Annotated in this window: 16 protein-coding genes; 12 read left to right on the top strand and 4 right to left on the bottom strand. The window is 41.5% G+C overall.

Annotated elements, in window-relative coordinates; all coding sequences use genetic code 11:
* Positions 1 to 4,054, bottom strand: a 4,054-nt coding sequence (locus QM887_RS04075) for a G5 domain-containing protein (RefSeq protein WP_414270631.1), incomplete at its 3' end; no start/stop codon positions are given.
* Between the two features lie 269 nt (positions 4,055 to 4,323).
* Entirely contained in the window at positions 4,324 to 5,040 is a 717-nt protein-coding gene (locus tag QM887_RS04070; RefSeq protein WP_414270630.1) for a GntR family transcriptional regulator, read from the bottom strand.
* Positions 5,041 to 5,366: 326 nt separating this feature from the next.
* Here QM887_RS04070 and QM887_RS04065 point away from each other — a divergent pair, with 326 nt between their 5' ends.
* The 8 genes from QM887_RS04065 (at position 5,367) to QM887_RS04030 (ending at position 13,356) form a co-directional block, all read left to right on the top strand.
* Entirely contained in the window at positions 5,367 to 7,154 is a 1,788-nt protein-coding gene (locus tag QM887_RS04065; protein ID WP_414270628.1) for a glycoside hydrolase family 35 protein, read from the top strand.
* Positions 7,151 to 7,627, top strand: coding sequence for a PTS system mannose/fructose/N-acetylgalactosamine-transporter subunit IIB (locus QM887_RS04060; protein ID WP_414270627.1), 477 nt, complete (start codon positions 7,151 to 7,153; stop codon positions 7,625 to 7,627). Before QM887_RS04065 ends, QM887_RS04060 begins: the two co-directional genes overlap by 4 nt.
* A 26-nt stretch (positions 7,628 to 7,653) precedes the next feature.
* On the top strand, positions 7,654 to 8,559 hold the full coding sequence (locus QM887_RS04055; protein ID WP_075232293.1) for a PTS mannose/fructose/sorbose/N-acetylgalactosamine transporter subunit IIC: 906 nt from the start codon (positions 7,654 to 7,656) through the stop codon (positions 8,557 to 8,559).
* Complete coding sequence (locus QM887_RS04050; protein ID WP_000185292.1) at positions 8,546 to 9,367, top strand: PTS system mannose/fructose/sorbose family transporter subunit IID; 822 nt, start codon at positions 8,546 to 8,548, stop codon at positions 9,365 to 9,367. The genes QM887_RS04055 and QM887_RS04050 overlap by 14 nt, the downstream gene beginning before the upstream one ends.
* 3 nt (positions 9,368 to 9,370) lie before the next feature.
* Entirely contained in the window at positions 9,371 to 9,775 is a 405-nt protein-coding gene (locus tag QM887_RS04045) for a PTS sugar transporter subunit IIA (protein WP_414270626.1), read from the top strand.
* Between the two features lie 224 nt (positions 9,776 to 9,999).
* Positions 10,000 to 11,163: an SIS domain-containing protein gene (locus QM887_RS04040; RefSeq protein WP_414270624.1), complete on the top strand. Its 1,164-nt coding sequence runs from the start codon at positions 10,000 to 10,002 to the stop codon at positions 11,161 to 11,163.
* A gap of 13 nt (positions 11,164 to 11,176) precedes the next feature.
* Complete coding sequence (gene lacD / locus QM887_RS04035; protein ID WP_414270622.1) at positions 11,177 to 12,172, top strand: tagatose-bisphosphate aldolase; 996 nt, start codon at positions 11,177 to 11,179, stop codon at positions 12,170 to 12,172.
* A 146-nt stretch (positions 12,173 to 12,318) separates the two neighbouring features.
* Positions 12,319 to 13,356: an aldose epimerase family protein gene (locus QM887_RS04030; RefSeq protein WP_414270621.1), complete on the top strand. Its 1,038-nt coding sequence runs from the start codon at positions 12,319 to 12,321 to the stop codon at positions 13,354 to 13,356.
* 42 nt (positions 13,357 to 13,398) lie between these two features.
* Here the strand turns inward: QM887_RS04030 and rnjA are convergent, their stop codons facing one another.
* On the bottom strand, positions 13,399 to 15,078 hold the full coding sequence (gene rnjA, locus QM887_RS04025; protein WP_414270619.1) for a ribonuclease J1: 1,680 nt from the start codon (positions 15,076 to 15,078) through the stop codon (positions 13,399 to 13,401).
* A 1-nt stretch (position 15,079) separates the two neighbouring features.
* A complete protein-coding gene (locus QM887_RS04020) occupies positions 15,080 to 15,313 on the bottom strand; it encodes a DNA-dependent RNA polymerase subunit epsilon (RefSeq protein WP_000639587.1) in 234 nt (77 codons plus the stop codon).
* A 270-nt stretch (positions 15,314 to 15,583) separates the two neighbouring features.
* Between QM887_RS04020 and QM887_RS04015 the strand changes: the two genes are divergently transcribed.
* The 4 genes from QM887_RS04015 (at position 15,584) to tsaD (ending at position 18,027) form a co-directional block, all read left to right on the top strand.
* Entirely contained in the window at positions 15,584 to 15,799 is a 216-nt protein-coding gene (locus QM887_RS04015) for a hypothetical protein (RefSeq protein WP_414270617.1), read from the top strand.
* Between the two features lie 110 nt (positions 15,800 to 15,909).
* Positions 15,910 to 16,593 (top strand): tRNA (adenosine(37)-N6)-threonylcarbamoyltransferase complex dimerization subunit type 1 TsaB, encoded by a 684-nt coding sequence (gene tsaB / locus QM887_RS04010; protein WP_414270616.1) that lies wholly within the window; start codon positions 15,910 to 15,912, stop codon positions 16,591 to 16,593.
* Positions 16,590 to 17,027 carry a ribosomal protein S18-alanine N-acetyltransferase gene (gene rimI / locus QM887_RS04005; RefSeq protein WP_414270615.1) on the top strand — a complete coding sequence of 146 codons (438 nt, stop codon included), beginning with the start codon at positions 16,590 to 16,592 and terminating at the stop codon, positions 17,025 to 17,027. The genes tsaB and rimI overlap by 4 nt, the downstream gene beginning before the upstream one ends.
* Entirely contained in the window at positions 17,017 to 18,027 is a 1,011-nt protein-coding gene (gene tsaD / locus QM887_RS04000) for a tRNA (adenosine(37)-N6)-threonylcarbamoyltransferase complex transferase subunit TsaD (RefSeq protein WP_414270614.1), read from the top strand. Before rimI ends, tsaD begins: the two co-directional genes overlap by 11 nt.
* The last annotated feature ends 92 nt before the right edge of the window (positions 18,028 to 18,119 follow it).

The following is an 18,119-nucleotide window of genomic DNA, read 5'->3' as shown; positions in this document are numbered from 1 at the left end:
CTAGGCTTACTTCACTGCTAACTAGAGTCTTAACTTCAGATCCATCCGCAGCAGTAGTCACAGAGTAGAAATGGCTGCGACGACCGTTCACACCTTCAGTCACGATACGAGATTGTCCCTTAGGCAACTGATCAGTTTCACGAGTAATAGTTGTAAATGGAATTTCTTCATTTTGGACATCTAGTTTAGGAAGTTCCTCAGTTGTAGCTGCTTGCCCTTTTTCATCACCAAGGTGAGTGACAGGGTTCCCCACTTCCACCACTTGGGTGATAGGTTCTAGGCTCACTTCACTGCTAACTAGAGTCTTAACTTCAGATCCATCCGTAGCCGTAGTCACAGAGTAGAAATGGCTGCGACGACCGTTCACACCTTCAGTCACGATACGAGATTGTCCCTTAGGCAATGCATCAGTTTCACGAGTAATAGTTGTAAATGGAATTTCTTCATTTTGGATGTCAACTCTTGGTTTGTTTTCAGCGATAGCAGCTTGTCCTTTTTCATCACCAAGGTGAGTAACAGGGTTCCCCACCTCTACCACTTGGGTGATAGGTTCTAGGCTTACTTCACTGCTTACTAGAGTCTTAACTTCAGATCCATCCGCAGCAGTAGTCACAGAGTAGAAATGGCTACGACGACCGTTCACACCTTCAGTCACGATACGAGATTGTCCCTTAGGTAACTGATCAGTTTCACGAGTAATAGTTGTAAATGAAATGTCTTCATTTTGGATGTCAACTCTTGGTTTGTTTTCAGCAATAGTAGCTTGTCCTTTTTCATCACCAAGGTGAGTGACAGGGTTCCCCACCTCTACCACTTGAGTGATAGGTTCTTTTGTGACTTTGTCTTCAAGAACTGTTTCGGTTTCCTTACCATTTTCAGTAGTAACTGAGACGTAGAATGTACGTTCTCCTTTGACACCGACAGTGATGACTTTTTCTTGTCCTGCTGGGAGATTAGGATTGTCTTTCTTAACGATTTCAAAAGGAATTTCTTCTGTCTTAACGAGAAGCTCTGGTCGGTTTTCAACAGCAGCAGGAGTTTCGCTTTCATCAAGACTTCCTGAGTGAGTTGCGGCTGGTTTAAGACCTAGTCTAGCTACTTTAAGATTAGCTACAAGTGCATCCAACTCAGCTTGTTTATTACGGTTAAGATTGTAGTTAAGAGCTTCTTTAGCAACTTTGAGAGCGTCTAGGCTTTCTGTGCTATATCCTTCTAAGTTTTCAGGGATTTGAGCAAGTTCTTCGCGTAGTGCTTTGTAGTCAGCACGGAAGTAGTCTTTGTTGTGGTCTGCAAAGGCAGTCATGAGTTCAAAGATTTCTTCTTCCTTGTATTCAGCGCTTGGTCTATCAGCCCAGATAGCTAGCATACTACCAATAGTAGGTAGGTCAACTTCAGGGTATTTAGTTGAAGCTAGCTGGTTAAATGGAGTTTTTTCAGTATTTTCAATAGCTTTTTTGAGGAAGCCACCACCATCTTCTGGTTTTTGACCGAGAATGTAGTACCAATCTCCATTCGTGTTAAGGAATTTATAACCTTTGCTTGCTAGATATTGAGGAGACGCAAGATTGTAACCCCACCATCCTTTAGACCAGTAAGAGATGATAACGTCTTTATTAAACTCAACATCATCCTTGTCTTCGTAGTAGAAGCCGTCGTTAAAGGCCATTGGTTGAAGACCTTTTTCTTTAGCCATGGCAGCTAGGCTATTAGCATAATCCGCAAACTTACCATAGAGGCCATACCACTTGAGGTAGTACCAACCTTGAGCGTTGGTAGCGTCATTGGCATACTCATCTGTACCATAGTTGAAGATCTTAGTTTTACCTGCAAAGAAGTCCATGTACTTGCCGATAAGGGCTTTTGTAAAGTTCATTGCTTCTTTGTTTTCAAGGTCCATAGTTGTTTTTGAAACCTTGTCAAAGTTAGCTTGAGGATTTGCGATGCCTAATTTTTCCATAGCGACAAGGATAGCATCCATGTGGCCTGGGCTATTGATAGCTGGGATTAGTCCAATACCTTTGTCCTTAGCATACTGGATAAGCTCAGTGATTTCAGCTTGGTTTAAAGTAGTTCCATTAGGATCGTCGTAGTAAGATTTTGTTCCTTCGATGATGGCGTTTTTCACATCGTCGCTTGCATAAGTCTTGCCGTTTGCTGAGATACTCATATCATCCAAGAGGAAGCGAAGTCCATCATTTCCAAGGAGGAGATGGATGTCAGAGTAGCCAAGTTCACTAGCCTTGTCAACGATACGTTTAAGTTGGTCTAGTGTAAAGTATTTACGACCAGCATCGATAGAGATAACCTTGTTCTTAGCTAGTTTTTCAACTTCGCGTTTAGCGTCCTCTTCTTTTTGAGCTTCTGGAGTAAGGGTCAAGTTACCAACAGCTTCTTGGAGTTTTGCGATCGCTTGGTCAATGCTATCTTGTTGAGCACGGCTAAGGTTGCTATCAAGAGAACGAATGGCTTTTTCAGCTTCTTTAACTGCGGCAACACTTTCTTCTGTGTAGCGAGTAAGGTCTGTTGGAACTTCTTTAAGAGCTTGTTCAGCAGACTCGTAGTCAGCAGCGAAATATTCCGCATTTGAGTTTGCGAATTGACGCATAAGCTTGAATAGACGAGATGGAGAGTAGCGGGCAGATGGAGTATCAGCCCAAGCAGCTACCATACCACCGATGATAGGGATATCAGCTCCTTCAGTTTTTGGAACTGAGGTAATTGGTGTGCTCTTAATACCATTCAAACCTTGATCAAGGTTGTACCAACCTTGTCCATCAGCATTACGGCCGAGAACGTAGTACCAAGCATCGTTAGTGTTGAGGATTTCGTGCCCTTTTTCAACTAGTAGTTTAGAAGAAGCGACATCGTAACCACCCCAGCCACCAGTCCACATAGACACGATGATATCTTTATCAAAGGTACCAAAACTTGTATCACTATTATAGTAGATACCGTCGTTGAAGGCCATTGGTTTAAGACCGTGAGATTTAACGATACGAGCTAGGTCGTTAGCGTAGGCGATGAATTTATCATAACCCTTGTCTGGGAAACCATCATCTGGATACCATTTATAGGCTTGAAGAACGCTCCATCCTTTGGCATCCGTAGCATCATTAGCGTACTCATCCAAACCGATGTTGAAGATTTCAGACTTGCCTGCAAAGTAAGCGGCATACTTGTCAATCAAGGCTTTTGTAAAGGCAACAGCCTTTTCGTTGTCAAGGTCGACAGTACGTGCTGATTCTTTGCCAAAGTAGTTAAAGTTAGGCTTTTCAATACCCAATTCTTTCATAGCATTAAGGATAGCATCCATGTGACCAGGACTGTTAACTGTTGGGATAAGGCCGATACCTTTATCTTTAGCATAGTTAATCAAGTCGGTCATTTGGCTTTCAGTTAGGTGATTACCATTTGGATCGTTGTAGTAGGCATTAGTTCCGTTTTCGACAGCACGTTTGACATCGTCGCTGGCATAAGTCTTGTCACCAACAGTTAGAGACATATCGTCAAGCATAAAGCGCAAGCCATCATTTCCAACTAAAAGGTGAAGATCAGTATAGCCATAGTGTTTTGCCTTGTCGATAATTTCTTTTAGTTGATCTGGAGAGAAGTATTTACGTCCAGCATCAATAGAAACGATTTTCTTTTTAGCCAGTTTTTCATTGACTTGAGCTGCTCGCTCTGTAGTGACTACAGGAGCTTCAACCTTAGAAACTTTTTTGTCTTCTTCCTTAGCTTCTTCAGCAACTTCTGGCTTAGCTGGAGCTTCTTCAGTTGAAACGTGTTCTTCTACAGATGGAGCGCTTTCGATTTTTGGAGCTTCTGTGTTAGTTACAGGAGTTGCTGTTTCTGTTGCTGGGACCTCCGCAAGCTTTTCCTCACTAGTCTGTGGAGACGCCTCTCCTGCGGCTTGAAGAGTAGGTTGATTCTCTGTTGCTGGAACGACTCCATCAGCAGCAACTGCCTGAGCATGAAAGGCAAAGCCGATCAATACAGAAGCTGCTCCGATTGCGTATTTACGAATAGAGAAACGCTGTTTGTTTTCTGGTTTCATTAAGTAACCTCCCTGTTATTTTTGGTAGCGTTTTCACAAAACTAAATCCATTGTATTATCTGAATCTAGTAAAGTCAAGCTTTTTAGGGAAATAACTTTAAAAAATATAAGAAGTACTTAAATTAGAGTCATTTTAGTTTTTAACTCTTTTTAGTAAAATTACTCCAAATTATAGTTTAAACTTGTTGGGTAATTTTTCGTGAGAAATCTCAGCTAGCATAAAAATAGAAAAGTCCGAGACCAAATGTCTCAGACTTACTTTTTAATGTTTAGTGATCACGATCACATGAGATAAACTTAATCTTGTAGAAATCAGAACGTTTATAGGTCTCAATGTATTCCAACACTTGGCCAGTTGATTCAAGCTTAGTTGTCTTTGTTTGGAGAACAGTTGGGAACTGGGAGTCGATTCCTAGGATAGAAGCAGCATGTTCTGGAGTTGGAAATACAATTTCATTGATTTCTTCAAAATGCTCGTCATTCATATGAATGTGGTAGTCTAATTTGAAACGATTATAGATAGAACTATAATATTCAAGATCTGGATAGTTTGCATTGATGTATTGTTCAGGGATATAAGATGTGTGGTAGATATAAGTAACACCGTTTGATTCACGGATACGTTCAATTTTGTAATAAAATTGATCGCCACGTAGGCCGAGTTTTTCTAAATATTTAAGATCGTTCCCACGTTCAATAGAAAGAACCGTGACTTTATCATCTTTCGTTTCGAAGATTTCTACATCAGAAAATTCTACAAGTTTGTGCTTGCGTGCGCGAGCCACAAAGGTTCCCTTTCCTTGTTGGCGGACAATATAGCCGTCTTTGGCAAGGTCATTTAAGGCACGAACAACAGTGATTGAACTTACATCATACATCGCAATCAATTCTGCTTCAGTGTAGAACTTATCTCCACTAGCGAATTGACCTGAAATGATTTTGTTTTTCAATTCATCTTTGATATATTGATACTTTGGAATTGCCATATTTTCACCTCATTTTTTCCTTTTCCATTTTGATTCTACCATAATTAGTTTGAAAATGATAGTATTATAGTATAAAAATATAAAATAATAGACTAAGTGATTGACTTATATATTTTTTACCATTAAAAATTCATGAAATCAAGTCATTTAGGCGGAAAAAATTTAATATAAAATACTTTTTTTGAAGAATTTTAGAAAACAATTCAGTAAAAAAAAGAAAAATTTTAAATAATTTTTTAAAAATCTATTGACAAGATGGCTTCATTGGTTTATTATTTAATATAACAACAAATGAAAGCGCAAACGGAAAAGTATGGGGTGGTGAAATGACAAGATTTAAAATTGAGGATGATTTTTACCTAGATGGGAAACCATTCAAAATTTTATCTGGTGCCATTCATTATTTTAGAATTCCTGAAGAGGACTGGTATCATTCATTATACAATCTCAAGGCTTTAGGTTTCAACACTGTTGAAACATACGTCGCTTGGAATTTGCATGAGCCAACTGAAGGAAACTTCAATTTTGAAGGCAATCTTAATATTGACAAATTTCTTCAGACAGCTCAGGATTTAGGCTTGTATGCTATTGTACGACCATCTCCTTTCATCTGTGCAGAGTGGGAGTTCGGTGGTTTACCAGCATGGCTTTTAACTAAAGACATGCGAATCCGTTCCTCTGATCCAGCCTTTGTTGAAATGGTAGGACGTTACTATGATCATTTACTTCCACGTCTTGTTCCAAGATTGTTGGATAATGGTGGTAATATCCTCATGATGCAGGTTGAAAATGAGTACGGTTCATACGGTGAAGACAAGACATACTTGCGTGAGATTCGCCGATTGATGGGAGAACGTTCAGTTACTTGTCCGCTCTTTACATCTGATGGACCATGGAGAGCTACTTTGAAAGCTGGAACCTTGATCGAAGATGATCTCTTTGTAACAGGAAACTTTGGCTCGAAAGCTAACTTCAACTTCTCACAAATGCAAGAGTTCTTTGATGAGTATGGTAAGAAATGGCCGCTCATGTGTATGGAATTCTGGGATGGATGGTTTAATCGTTGGAAAGAGCCAGTCATCACGCGTGATGCAGAAGAGTTGGCAGAAGCTGTTCACGAGGTTCTAGAGCAAGGCTCTATCAACCTTTACATGTTCCACGGTGGAACCAACTTTGGTTTTATGAATGGTTGTTCAGCTCGAGGAACCATTGATTTACCACAAGTAACATCTTATGATTATGATGCTCTTCTTGATGAAGCTGGAAATCCAACTGCTAAATACATGGCAGTTAAAGAAATGATGGCTACTTATTATCCTGAGTATCCACAATTGGAACCGCTTTACAAAGAAAGTATGGAAGTTGAAAACATTCCACTGGTTGAGAAAGTTTCTCTATTTGAAACCTTAGATAGTTTAACAAGTCCAACTGAAAGTCTCTATCCTAAGAAAATGGAAGAGTTGGGACAAAGCTACGGCTACCTTCTCTATCGTACAGAAGCTAGCTGGGATGCAGAGGAAGAACGCATCCGCATCATTGATGGACGCGATAGAGCTCAACTATTTGTAGATGGGAAATGGGTCGCAACTCAGTACCAGACTGAAATTGGAGAAGATATCTTCTATCAAGGAGAAAAGAAAGCGCTCTCTAGATTTGACATCCTTATTGAAAATATGGGGCGTGTCAATTACGGGCATAAGTTCCTAGCAGATACACAACGAAAAGGAATTCGAACTGGTGTCTGCAAAGACCTACACTTTATGCTTAATTGGGAACACTATCCGCTTCCACTTGATAATCCTGAAAAGATTGATTTTTCAAAAGGATGGACAGAAGGACAACCTGCCTTTTACGCCTTTGACTTTGAAGTCAAGGAGCCCAAGGACACCTACTTAGAACTATCTGAGTTTGGCAAAGGGATTGCCTATGTCAATGGCCGTAATCTAGGACGTTTCTGGAATGTTGGTCCAACCTTATCGCTTTATATTCCACACAGCTATCTCAAAGAAGGTGCTAACCGCATCATTATCTTTGAAACTGAAGGGGATTATAAAGAACACATACATTTAACTCGTAAACCTACACTAAAACACATAAAGGGGGAAAACTTATGACAATTGTAGGATGCCGTATCGATGGACGTTTGATCCACGGACAAGTAGCCAATCTTTGGTCTGCTAAACTCAATGTTTCACGTATCATGGTCGTTGACAATGAGGTTGTGAACAACGATGTTGAAAAGAGCGGATTGAAACTTGCAACACCACCAGGTGTAAAACTTAGTATCTTGCCGGTTGATAAAGCGGCAGCGAATATCCTTGCTGGCAAATATGACAGCCAACGTCTCTTGATTGTAGCACGCAAACCTGACCGTTTCCTTGGTTTGGTTGAAGCAGGAGTACAGCTTGAAACAGTCAATGTCGGCAACATGTCTCAAACACCAGAAACTCGCTCTATCACACGTTCAATCAACGTTGTAGATAAAGACGTAGAAGATTTCCACAAATTGGCGGAAAAAGGTGTTAAACTTACTGCTCAAATGGTTCCAAATGATCCAGTTTCAGACTTTTTGAGCTTATTAAAATAGGAAAAAATTTTTAGGAGGTCATTGTTATGATACAATGGTGGCAAATTTTACTTCTCACTCTGTACTCAGCTTATCAAATCTGTGATGAGTTGACGATCGTTTCTTCTGCAGGTTCCCCTGTATTCGCTGGTTTCATTACTGGTTTGATCATGGGAGATTTGACAACTGGTTTGTTTATCGGTGGTAGCTTGCAGTTGTTTGTCCTTGGGGTAGGTACCTTCGGTGGTGCTTCTCGTATCGACGCAACTTCTGGTGCGGTTCTTGCGACAGCTTTCTCAGTTTCACAAGGTATCGAAACAGATCTTGCGATCACTACAATCGCTGTACCAGTAGCGGCACTTTTGACTTACTTCGACGTACTTGGTCGTATGACTACTACATTCTTCGCACACCGTATTGATGCTGCGATCGAACGCTTTGACTATAAAGCAATCGAACGTAACTACCTTCTTGGTGCGCTTCCATGGGCTGCTTCTCGTGCCCTTCCAGTATTCTTCGCCCTTGCTTTTGGTGGAGAATTCGTACAAGCAGTTGTAAACCTTGTTAAAGAATTCCAATGGGTTGCAGACGGTTTGACTCTTGCAGGTCGTATGCTTCCAGGTCTTGGATTCGCTATCTTGCTTCGTTACCTTCCAGTTAAACGTAACCTTCACTACCTTGCTATGGGATTCGGTTTGACAGCTATGTTGACTGTTCTTTACTCATACGTAACAGGTCTTGGTGGAGCAGTTGCTGGTATCATTGGCACTCTTCCTGCTGACGTTGCTGAAAAAATTGGCTTTGCCAACAACTTCAAAGGATTGTCTATGATCGGTATCTCTATCGTAGGTATCTTCCTTGCGGTTGTTCACTTCAAGAACAGCCAAAAAGTTGCTGTAGCAGCACCTTCTACACCATCAGAAAGTGGGGAAATTGAAGATGACGAATTCTAATTACAAATTAACAAAAGAAGATTTTAATCAAATTAACAAACGTAGCTTGTTCACTTTCCAATTGGGATGGAACTACGAGCGTATGCAAGCATCAGGTTACCTTTACATGATCTTGCCACAATTGCGTAAAATGTATGGAGATGGAACTCCTGAGTTGAAAGAAATGATGAAAGTTCATACTCAATTCTTCAACACTTCACCATTCTTCCACACAATCATCGCTGGTTTTGACCTTGCTATGGAAGAAAAAGATGGCGTTGGCTCAAAAGATGCGGTTAACGGTATCAAGACAGGTTTGATGGGACCATTCGCTCCTCTTGGAGATACAATCTTTGGTTCACTTGTACCTGCTATCATGGGATCTATCGCTGCAACAATGGCTATCGCTGGTCAACCTTGGGGTATCTTCCTTTGGATCGCAGTTGCAGTAGCGTATGACATCTTCCGTTGGAAACAATTGGAATTTGCATACAAAGAAGGGGTTAACCTTATCAACAACATGCAAAGCACTTTGACAGCTTTGATTGAAGCTGCATCTGTACTTGGTGTGTTCATGATGGGTGCTCTTGTAGCAACAATGATCAACTTTGAAATTTCATACAAATTGCCAATCGGTGAGAAAATGATTGACTTCCAAGATATCTTGAACTCAATCTTCCCACGCTTGCTTCCAGCAATCTTCACAGCATTCATCTTCTGGTTGCTTGGTAAGAAAGGTATGAACTCAACTAAAGCAATCGGTATCATCATTGCTCTTGCTGTTGGACTTTCATTCATCGGTAAATTCTTACTTGGAATGGGCGCATAATTTATGAGTAAATCATTGATTTTAGTGAGCCATGGACGTTTCTGTGAAGAACTTAAAGGTAGCACAGAAATGATTATGGGTCCACAAGAAAATATTCATGCAGTTGCTCTTCTTCCAGAAGATGGACCAGAAGATTTCACTGCGAAATTTGAAGCTGCTGTCGAAGGTTTGGATGATTTCCTAGTCTTTGCTGACCTCCTTGGTGGAACACCATGTAATGTGGTGAGCCGTCTGATTATGGAAGGTCGTGACATCGAACTTTACGCAGGAATGAATCTTCCAATGGTGATTGAGTTTATCAATGCGAGCCTAACCGGCGCTGATGCAGATTATAAAAATCGTGCTTCAGAGAGCATTGTCAAAGTTAATGATTTATTGGCAAGCTTCGACGACGATGAAGATGAATAATACTCTTCAAAAATCAAATTCAAACCACGTCAGCTTCGCCTTGCCGTACTTGAGTACAGCCTTCGGCTAGCTTCCTAGTTTGCTCTTTGATTTTCATTGAGTATACGATGTGACAACGTGAAAACCGTTAGAGCATTTTATATAGAATATACATGGGAATGGGGCTTACTCCCATTCCCATATTTTAAATAAAAAATAATATAATAATAGATTAGAGGGACTCAATGCTAGATTATACAAAAGAAGAATTGCTTGAGTTGGGGGCAGAAATCACAACTCGCGAAATTTACCAACAACCAGACGTTTGGAAAGAAGCTTTTGAAGCTTATCAAGCACGACGTGATGAAATTGCAGCCTTCTTGCAAGGAATTTCTGACAAACATGACTACATCAAAGTAATCCTAACTGGTGCTGGAACTTCTGCTTATGTAGGTGATACTCTAGTTCCTTACTTCAAGGAAGTTTATGATGAACGTAAATGGAATTTCAATGCTATCGCGACAACTGATATCGTAGCTAATCCACAAACTTATTTGAAAAAAGACGTGGCAACTGTTTTGGTATCATTTGCACGTAGTGGAAACTCACCTGAGAGTGTAGCAACCGTTGACTTGGCTAAGGCCTTGGTTGATGAACTTTATCAAGTGACTATTACTTGCGCGGCTGAAGGGAAATTGGCTCTTCAAGCTCATGGTGATGACCGCAACCTTTTGCTCTTGCAACCAGCTGCTTCCAACGATGCTGGATTTGCGATGACTTCAAGCTTCACTTCAATGATGTTGACTGCACTGTTGGTTTTTGATCCGACAGAGTTTGCAGTTAAATCTGAGCGTTTTGAAGTATTGGCAAGCCTAGCACGTAAAGTTTTAGATAATGCGGCTGATGTCAAAGAATTGGTAGACTTAGAATTTAATCGTGTCATCTACTTAGGTGCGGGCCCATTCTTCGGACTTGCTCACGAAGCACAGCTTAAAATTTTGGAATTGACTGCTGGTCAAGTAGCGACTATGTATGAAAGCCCAGTTGGCTTCCGTCATGGTCCAAAATCTTTGATCAATGAAGATACAGTTGTTTTGGTATTTGGTTCAACCACAGACTACACTCGCAAGTATGATTTGGACTTGGTGCGTGAAGTTGCAGGCGACCAAATTGCTCGACGCGTAGTGCTTTTGAGTGATCAAACTTTTGGCCTTGAAAATGTTAAGGAAGTAGCTCTTGGATGTGGCGGTGTCTTGAATGATGTATACCGTGTCTTCCCTTACATCGTTTATGGTCAACTGTTCTCGCTCTTAACTTCGCTTAAAGTTGGTAATAGACCAGATACGCCATCACCTACTGGTACAGTTAACCGTGTAGTTCAAGGTGTTATCATCCATGAGTTTAAATAAAGAGGATAAAGTTATGAGTAAATTAACATTAAGCCCAAATAAACGTGCTTGTATGCAAAAACTCTCTGATGAAAATGGTATCATCTCAGCTCTTGCTTTTGACCAACGTGGTGCTTTGAAACGCCTCATGGCTCAATACCAAACAGAAGAGCCAACAGTAGCTCAAATGGAAGAACTTAAAGTCTTGGTAGCGGATGAATTGACTAAATACGCTTCATCTATGCTTCTTGACCCTGAGTATGGACTTCCAGCTACAAAAGCTCTTGATCCAAAAGCTGGTCTTCTCCTTGCTTATGAGAAAACTGGATACGACACAACAAGCACAAAACGCTTGCCAGACTGCTTGGATGTTTGGTCTGCAAAACGTATCAAAGAACAAGGGGCAGATGCTGTTAAGTTCTTGCTTTACTATGATGTAGACAGCTCTGACGAACTCAACCAACAAAAACAAGCCTACATCGAACGCATTGGTTCTGAGTGTGTGGCTGAAGATATTCCATTCTTCCTTGAAATCCTTGCTTACGATGAAAAGATTGCGGATGCAGGTTCTGCTGAATACGCTAAAGTAAAACCACGTAAGGTTATCGGTGCTATGAAAGTCTTCTCCAATCCACGTTTCAACATCGATGTCTTGAAAGTGGAAGTTCCAGTTAACGTGAAATACGTTGAAGGCTTTGGCGATGGCGAAATCGTTCATACACGTGAAGAAGCAGCTGCTTTCTTCAAAGCACAAGATGAAGCGACTAACCTCCCATACATCTATTTGAGTGCTGGTGTATCAGCTAAGCTCTTCCAAGAAACTCTTGTATTTGCCCACGAATCAGGCGCAAACTTTAACGGTGTTCTTTGTGGACGTGCCACATGGGCTGGATCAGTTGAAGCATACATCAAAGACGGTGAAGCAGCAGCTCGCGAATGGCTTCGTACAACTGGTTTTGAAAACATCGATGAACTTAACAAGGTTCTTCAAACAACAGCTACTTCATGGACTGAACGTGTAGAAGCATAGATCAGAAATAGAAGAAACGACTTTTGTTAATAAAATATCTATGGTTTCTTGACAAAGGTGTCTGTAAATCATAAAATAAAACCATAGAGAGTGAATGCGCTTTCTATGGTTTGTTTACTTAATTGAATTAGAAAAAGGAGAGAAGGATGAAAGCATACACAGAACGTGTATTTGGGAAAGTTGATGGCAAGGATGTCCTCGCTTACCGTTTTGAAACGGAGGCAGGATACCAACTGGAAATCATGACTTATGGAGCAACAATTCTACGCTATGTAACTCCAGATAAGGCTGGAAATTTTGCCAATGTTATCCTAGGATTTGATAATTTTGAAAGCTATGTTGGGAATAGCCCTAAACATGGAGCAAGTGTAGGTCCAGTTGCAGGTCGTATTGCAGGAGCAACATTTGAACTCAATGGGAAGACCTATGATCTTGAAGTCAACAATGCTAGTAACTGTAACCACAGTGGCTCAACTGGTTGGGATTCTAGCTTGTTTGAGCTAGTCGAAGTGAATGATAATGGTTTGACTCTTTACACAGAAAGAGCAGACGGGACAGGAGGTTTCCCTGGAAACCTTAAGATCTGGATTAGCTACAACTTGGAAGAAAGTGGTGCCTACGAAGTTAGTTACAAGGTGACGACAGACCAGGATACCTTAGTTAATCCAACCAACCATAGTTACTTTAACTTGTCTGGTGATTTCACTCAGACAGTTGATCGCCATGTCTTCCAATTGAATACAGAGGGGATTTATCCAATTGCTCCTGATGGTGTTCCAGCTAAAACCCCAGATGCTAATCGTGATGTGGTAAAACATATCTATAATGGTGCCTTGTTGAAGGATATCTTTGCAGAAGAAGATGAGCAAATCCAACTCGTATCTGGTTTGGACCATCCATTTGCGCTTCCTGCAGGACATGACAATGCTGGATTCTTCTATGACCAAGGTTCAGGTCGCTTCTTGCTCTTCAAGACAGAGGCTCCTTGCTTTGTGGTCTACACAGCAAACTTTGTGGACGAGAGTGTCATCATCGCTGGTCAGCCAATGATTCAACATAATGGGATTGCTCTTGAGGCGCAAGCTTTACCAGATGCTATTCATAGTGATCTTAAAGATCAAGTTATCCTCAAAGCAGGTGAAACTTTCACAAGCAAAACACGTTACGAAATCGTTGTTAAATAATAAAAATTCTCTGAAGTCATAGGATTTCAGAGAATTTTTTTCTTATTCTTCATCTGGTGTGAGAATCATCGGAATGATGATTGGTTCACGTTCAGTATTTTCGTAAAGGAATGGTCGAATGGCATTTACGATAGCGCCATTGACAGATTGGATGCTGGCATCTTTGTTTTTCAATGCGATACGAATAGCATTGAAAAGGATACGTTGGCTTTGGCGAATCAAGTCACCAGATTCGCGCATGTAGACGAATCCGCGACTGAGGATATCTGGACCAGAAATAATCATCTGAGACTTGAAGTCTACTGTTGCGACAGCAAGTACGACACCATCTTCAGATAGATCTCGGCGATCTTTAAGCACAGCAGCACCGATTTCACCGATACGATTTCCATCTACATAGATGTCTTGGGCGTTGAAATGACCTGCGATACGAGCTGAGTCAGCAGTAAGGGCAAGCACGTCACCATTACTCATGATAAAGATATTGTCCTTCTCTACGCCAGTATCTACGGCAAGTCCAGCGTGGACTTTCTGCATACGGTATTCACCGTGAACAGGCATGAAGTATTTTGGCTTAATCAAGCGAAGCATAAGTTTTTGCTCTTGCTGACCACCGTGTCCAGATGTATGGATGTTGTTAATCTTACCATGGATAACTTCAACACCAGCTTCTGAAATGATGTTAATTAATTTGTTAACGCTAGTGGTGTTTCCTGGAATTGGACTAGATGAGAAGATTACAGTATCGCCAGGTTGAAGTTGCACTTGACGGTGAGTTCCGTTAGCGATACGAGAGAGGGCTGCCATAGGTTCGCCCTGGCTACCTGTACAGAGGATAAGAATCTCACCCGCAGGGTAGTCTTTGATTTCATTTGGCTCGATAAAGGTTCCCTTAGGCGCCTTAATGTAGCCTAGTTCAATCCCGTTAACAATAGCCTTTTCCATAGAGCGCCCAAAGACAGCGATTTTACGCCCTGTTTTAACAGCAGCATCAGTAGCTTGTTGGAGACGGAAGATATTTGAGGCAAAGGATGCAAAGATGATGCGTCCCTCGATACCTTGAATAATCTTCATGATCGACTGGCCGACAACCTTTTCAGAGTTTGTAAAGGTTGGAACCTCAGCATTGGTCGAGTCAGAGAGCAAACAAAGTACTCCATCTTCACCTAGGGCTGCCATACGGTGCAAGTCTGCAGGTTCACCAACTGGTGTAAAGTCGAACTTGAAGTCACCTGTACAGACGATTTTTCCTTGAGGTGTATGGATGACAATTCCCAATGGCTCTGGAATCGAGTGGGTTGTTCTAAAGAAAGTTGCTTTAAGGTTTTTAAAGGTCAACTCCGTGTTGTGGTTGATTTCGTGAAGTGTAGCATTGCGCAAAAGTCCATGCTCTTCGAGTTTGCCACGGATTAAGGCAAGAGCCAGTGGACCAGCATAGATAGGGATGTTTGCTTGCTTGAGCAAGAAAGGAATCCCTCCGATATGGTCCTCGTGTCCGTGGGTAATCAAGAGAGCCTTGACGCGGTCGATATTTTCTACAATGTAGGAGTAATCAGGGATAACGTAGTCGATACCAAGTAGGTCATCCTCAGGGAATTTAATCCCTGCATCAACGATGATGATTTCGTCTTGATATTCGATACCATATGTGTTTTTTCCGATTTCTCCTAGACCACCAATGGCAAAAACGCCGACTTCTTCTGGTTTAAGAGTGTAGGCCATATTAGAACTCCGTAATTTCGAATGCGCCAGTTTCTTTTTCGTAGTCTAGCAATTTGTCAGACAAGAGTTCGATATACTCGATATTATATTCTGGACGATTTTCTTCGACAAGTTGGCGAGCAGCGATACGTCCTTCAAGTTCTGAACTAGCATCGATGTCTAAGTATAGTGAGCGTGTTGTTTCACGACGTGGGCTGCGTTCTTTTGTTTCTTGATAAAAAACTTTGTAAATCATATGTTTCCTTTCTGCTTTCAGGTCAGCTATATTCAAAAATGCTCAGTTTGAAGCTGGTTTGATTCCAGTTCATTTTTTGTCTTTATTGACCTTGATTCGTTACAATTATCTCAATTATAACATAAAAAGGGGAATTAGTAAAAGCAGGAAACATGAAAGTAAGGAGCTTGAAATACGTTTCATTTTGCCCTGTAAAAGCATTTGAAACCTTAAGATGCAAGTGCTATAATAAAGTTATAAGAGACGTTTCTATATCAAGGAGGTTGAAGGATGAATGGCTTATTTCCTTTTGCTATCGGTATTCGTTTGGTAGCTTTTATAATTTTTGTTGCCTGTGTTTACGGAGGAAATGTTTTATATACTCGGCTAGAGTATCGGAAAGCCAAACTCATTTGGAAGATTGGCTTTGTGACTCTTTATTCGTTTTTCCTTCTCCTTGTGACTTATGTGGTCTGGTTTGTATTTTACTTTGGATTAAATACTTAAATGCTCGTCCTGTCTGTTTGGCAGGACAATTTTGTTTCAAGATAAAGAAAATTCCCATGCGCCTTCTTTTGTAGTATAATAGTAAGCAGACAAAAAGATAGGAATGTGTTATGAAAGTATTAGCTTTTGATACGTCCAGCAAGGCTCTTTCTCTAGCTATTTTAGAGGATAAGCAGCTTCTTGCCGAGACTACGATAAATATCAAGAAAAATCACAGCATTACCCTCATGCCTGCTATTGATTTTTTGATGGCAAGTTTGGATTTGACACCCAAGGATTTGGATCGAATCGTAGTGGCAGAGGGGCCAGGTAGCTACACAGGTTTGCGAATCGCAGTAGCGACTGCCAAGACTTTGGCTCATACTCTAAACATTGAGTTGGTGGGGATGTCTAGCCTTTTAGCTCTGGTACCGAATCAACAAGAAGGTCTGGTTGTTCCTTTGATGGATGCGCGTCGCAACAATGTATACGCAGGATTTTATGAACATGCTCAACCTGTCTTTCCCGAAGCTCACCTGTCTTTCGAGGAGGTTCTAGAGCAAGTCAAAGATGCTGATCAGGTAACCTTTGTTGGAGAAGTTGGAGCCTTTGTGGAGCAGATTCAAGAACAACTGCCACAAGCCAACTACCAAGAAACCTTGCCAAATGCAGCTAACTTAGCCCTCTGGGCCTGGGACAAGGAAGCAGACTCCTTGCACGACTTTGTGCCGAATTACCTCAAGCGTGTCGAGGCTGAGGAAAACTGGCTCAAGAATCACACTGAGTCTGGCGAGTCTTACATCAAACGCCTATGATTGAAATCAAACGAATCCAACAGCAGCCTGATGTGGCACAAGCTATCTACGAAGTGATGACGGACGTTTATCCCGTCAGTCCTTGGACGTTGGAACAAATACAAGCAGACCTGTCTCAAGACCAGACTTGGTATGCCCTAGCTTATGATGGGGAAGAAGTGATAGGTTTTCTAGCAATTCAGGAGAATCTTTTTGAAGCAGAAGTCCTGCAAATTGCTGTCAAAAAAGCCTATCAAGGTCAGGGGATAGCCTCAACCTTGTTTGCAACATTGCCGATAGACAAGGAGATTTTCCTCGAAGTTAGAAAGTCCAACCACCGAGCGCAAGCATTTTACAAGAAAGAAAAAATGGCAGTCATCGCTGAGAGAAAGTCCTACTACCATAATCCAGTTGAGGACGCCATTATCATGAAGAGAGAAATAGATGAAGGATAGATATATTTTAGCATTTGAGACATCCTGTGATGAGACTAGTGTCGCCGTCTTGAAAAATGATGACGAGCTCTTGTCCAATGTCATTGCTAGTCAAATTGAGAGTCATAAACGTTTTGGGGGCGTAGTGCCAGAAGTGGCTAGCCGCCACCATGTTGAAGTCATTACAGCCTGCATCGAGGAGGCGCTAGCAGAAGCAGGAATTAGCGAAGAGGATGTGACAGCTGTGGCGGTTACCTACGGACCAGGCTTGGTCGGAGCCTTGCTTGTTGGTTTGTCAGCTGCCAAGGCTTTTGCTTGGGCGCATGGACTACCTCTAATTCCCGTTAACCACATGGCTGGCCACCTTATGGCGGCTCAAAGTGTCGAGCCCTCGGAGTTCCCCTTGCTAGCCCTTTTAGTCAGTGGTGGGCACACAGAGTTGGTCTATGTTTCTGAGGCTGGTGATTACAAGATCGTTGGTGAAACTCGAGATGATGCGGTTGGCGAGGCCTATGATAAGGTCGGTCGTGTCATGGGCTTGACCTATCCAGCAGGTCGGGAAATCGATGAACTTGCTCATCAGGGGCAGGATGTGTATGATTTCCCTCGTGCCATGATTAAAGAAGATAATCTGGAGTTTTCATTCTCTGGATTGAAGTCTGCCTTTATCAATCTTCATCATAATGCTGAGCAAAAGGGAGAAAACTTGTCCACAGCGGATTTGTGCGCTTCCTTCCAAGCAGCAGTTATGGATATTCTTATGGCAAAAACCAAGAAAGCCTTGGAGAAATATCCTGTTAAAACCCTCGTTGTGGCTGGTGGTGTGGCAGCTAATAAAGGTCTCAGAGAACGCTTAGCAGCTGAAATCACCGACGTCAAGGTTATCATTCCTCCTCTGCGACTTTGTGGAGACAATGCAGGTATGATTGCCTATGCTAGCGTTAGTGAGTGGAACAAAGAAAACTTTGCAGACTTAGACCTCAATGCCAAACCCAGCCTCGCTTTTGATACTTTAGAATAGAAAGTCAGCTTGAGGCTGGCTTTTTTGCTAAAATATTTTATAATATGTTAAAAAAGTAAAAGTTTTTACGAATAGAATAGTAAAGGGAATTT

It is taken from the genome of Streptococcus infantis, from assembly GCF_047460875.1.
Classification (GTDB): Bacteria; Bacillota; Bacilli; order Lactobacillales; family Streptococcaceae; genus Streptococcus; species Streptococcus infantis_AA.
The sequence above is the reverse complement of the archived record's forward strand: the minus strand, read 5'-3'. Positions and strand labels throughout refer to the sequence as shown.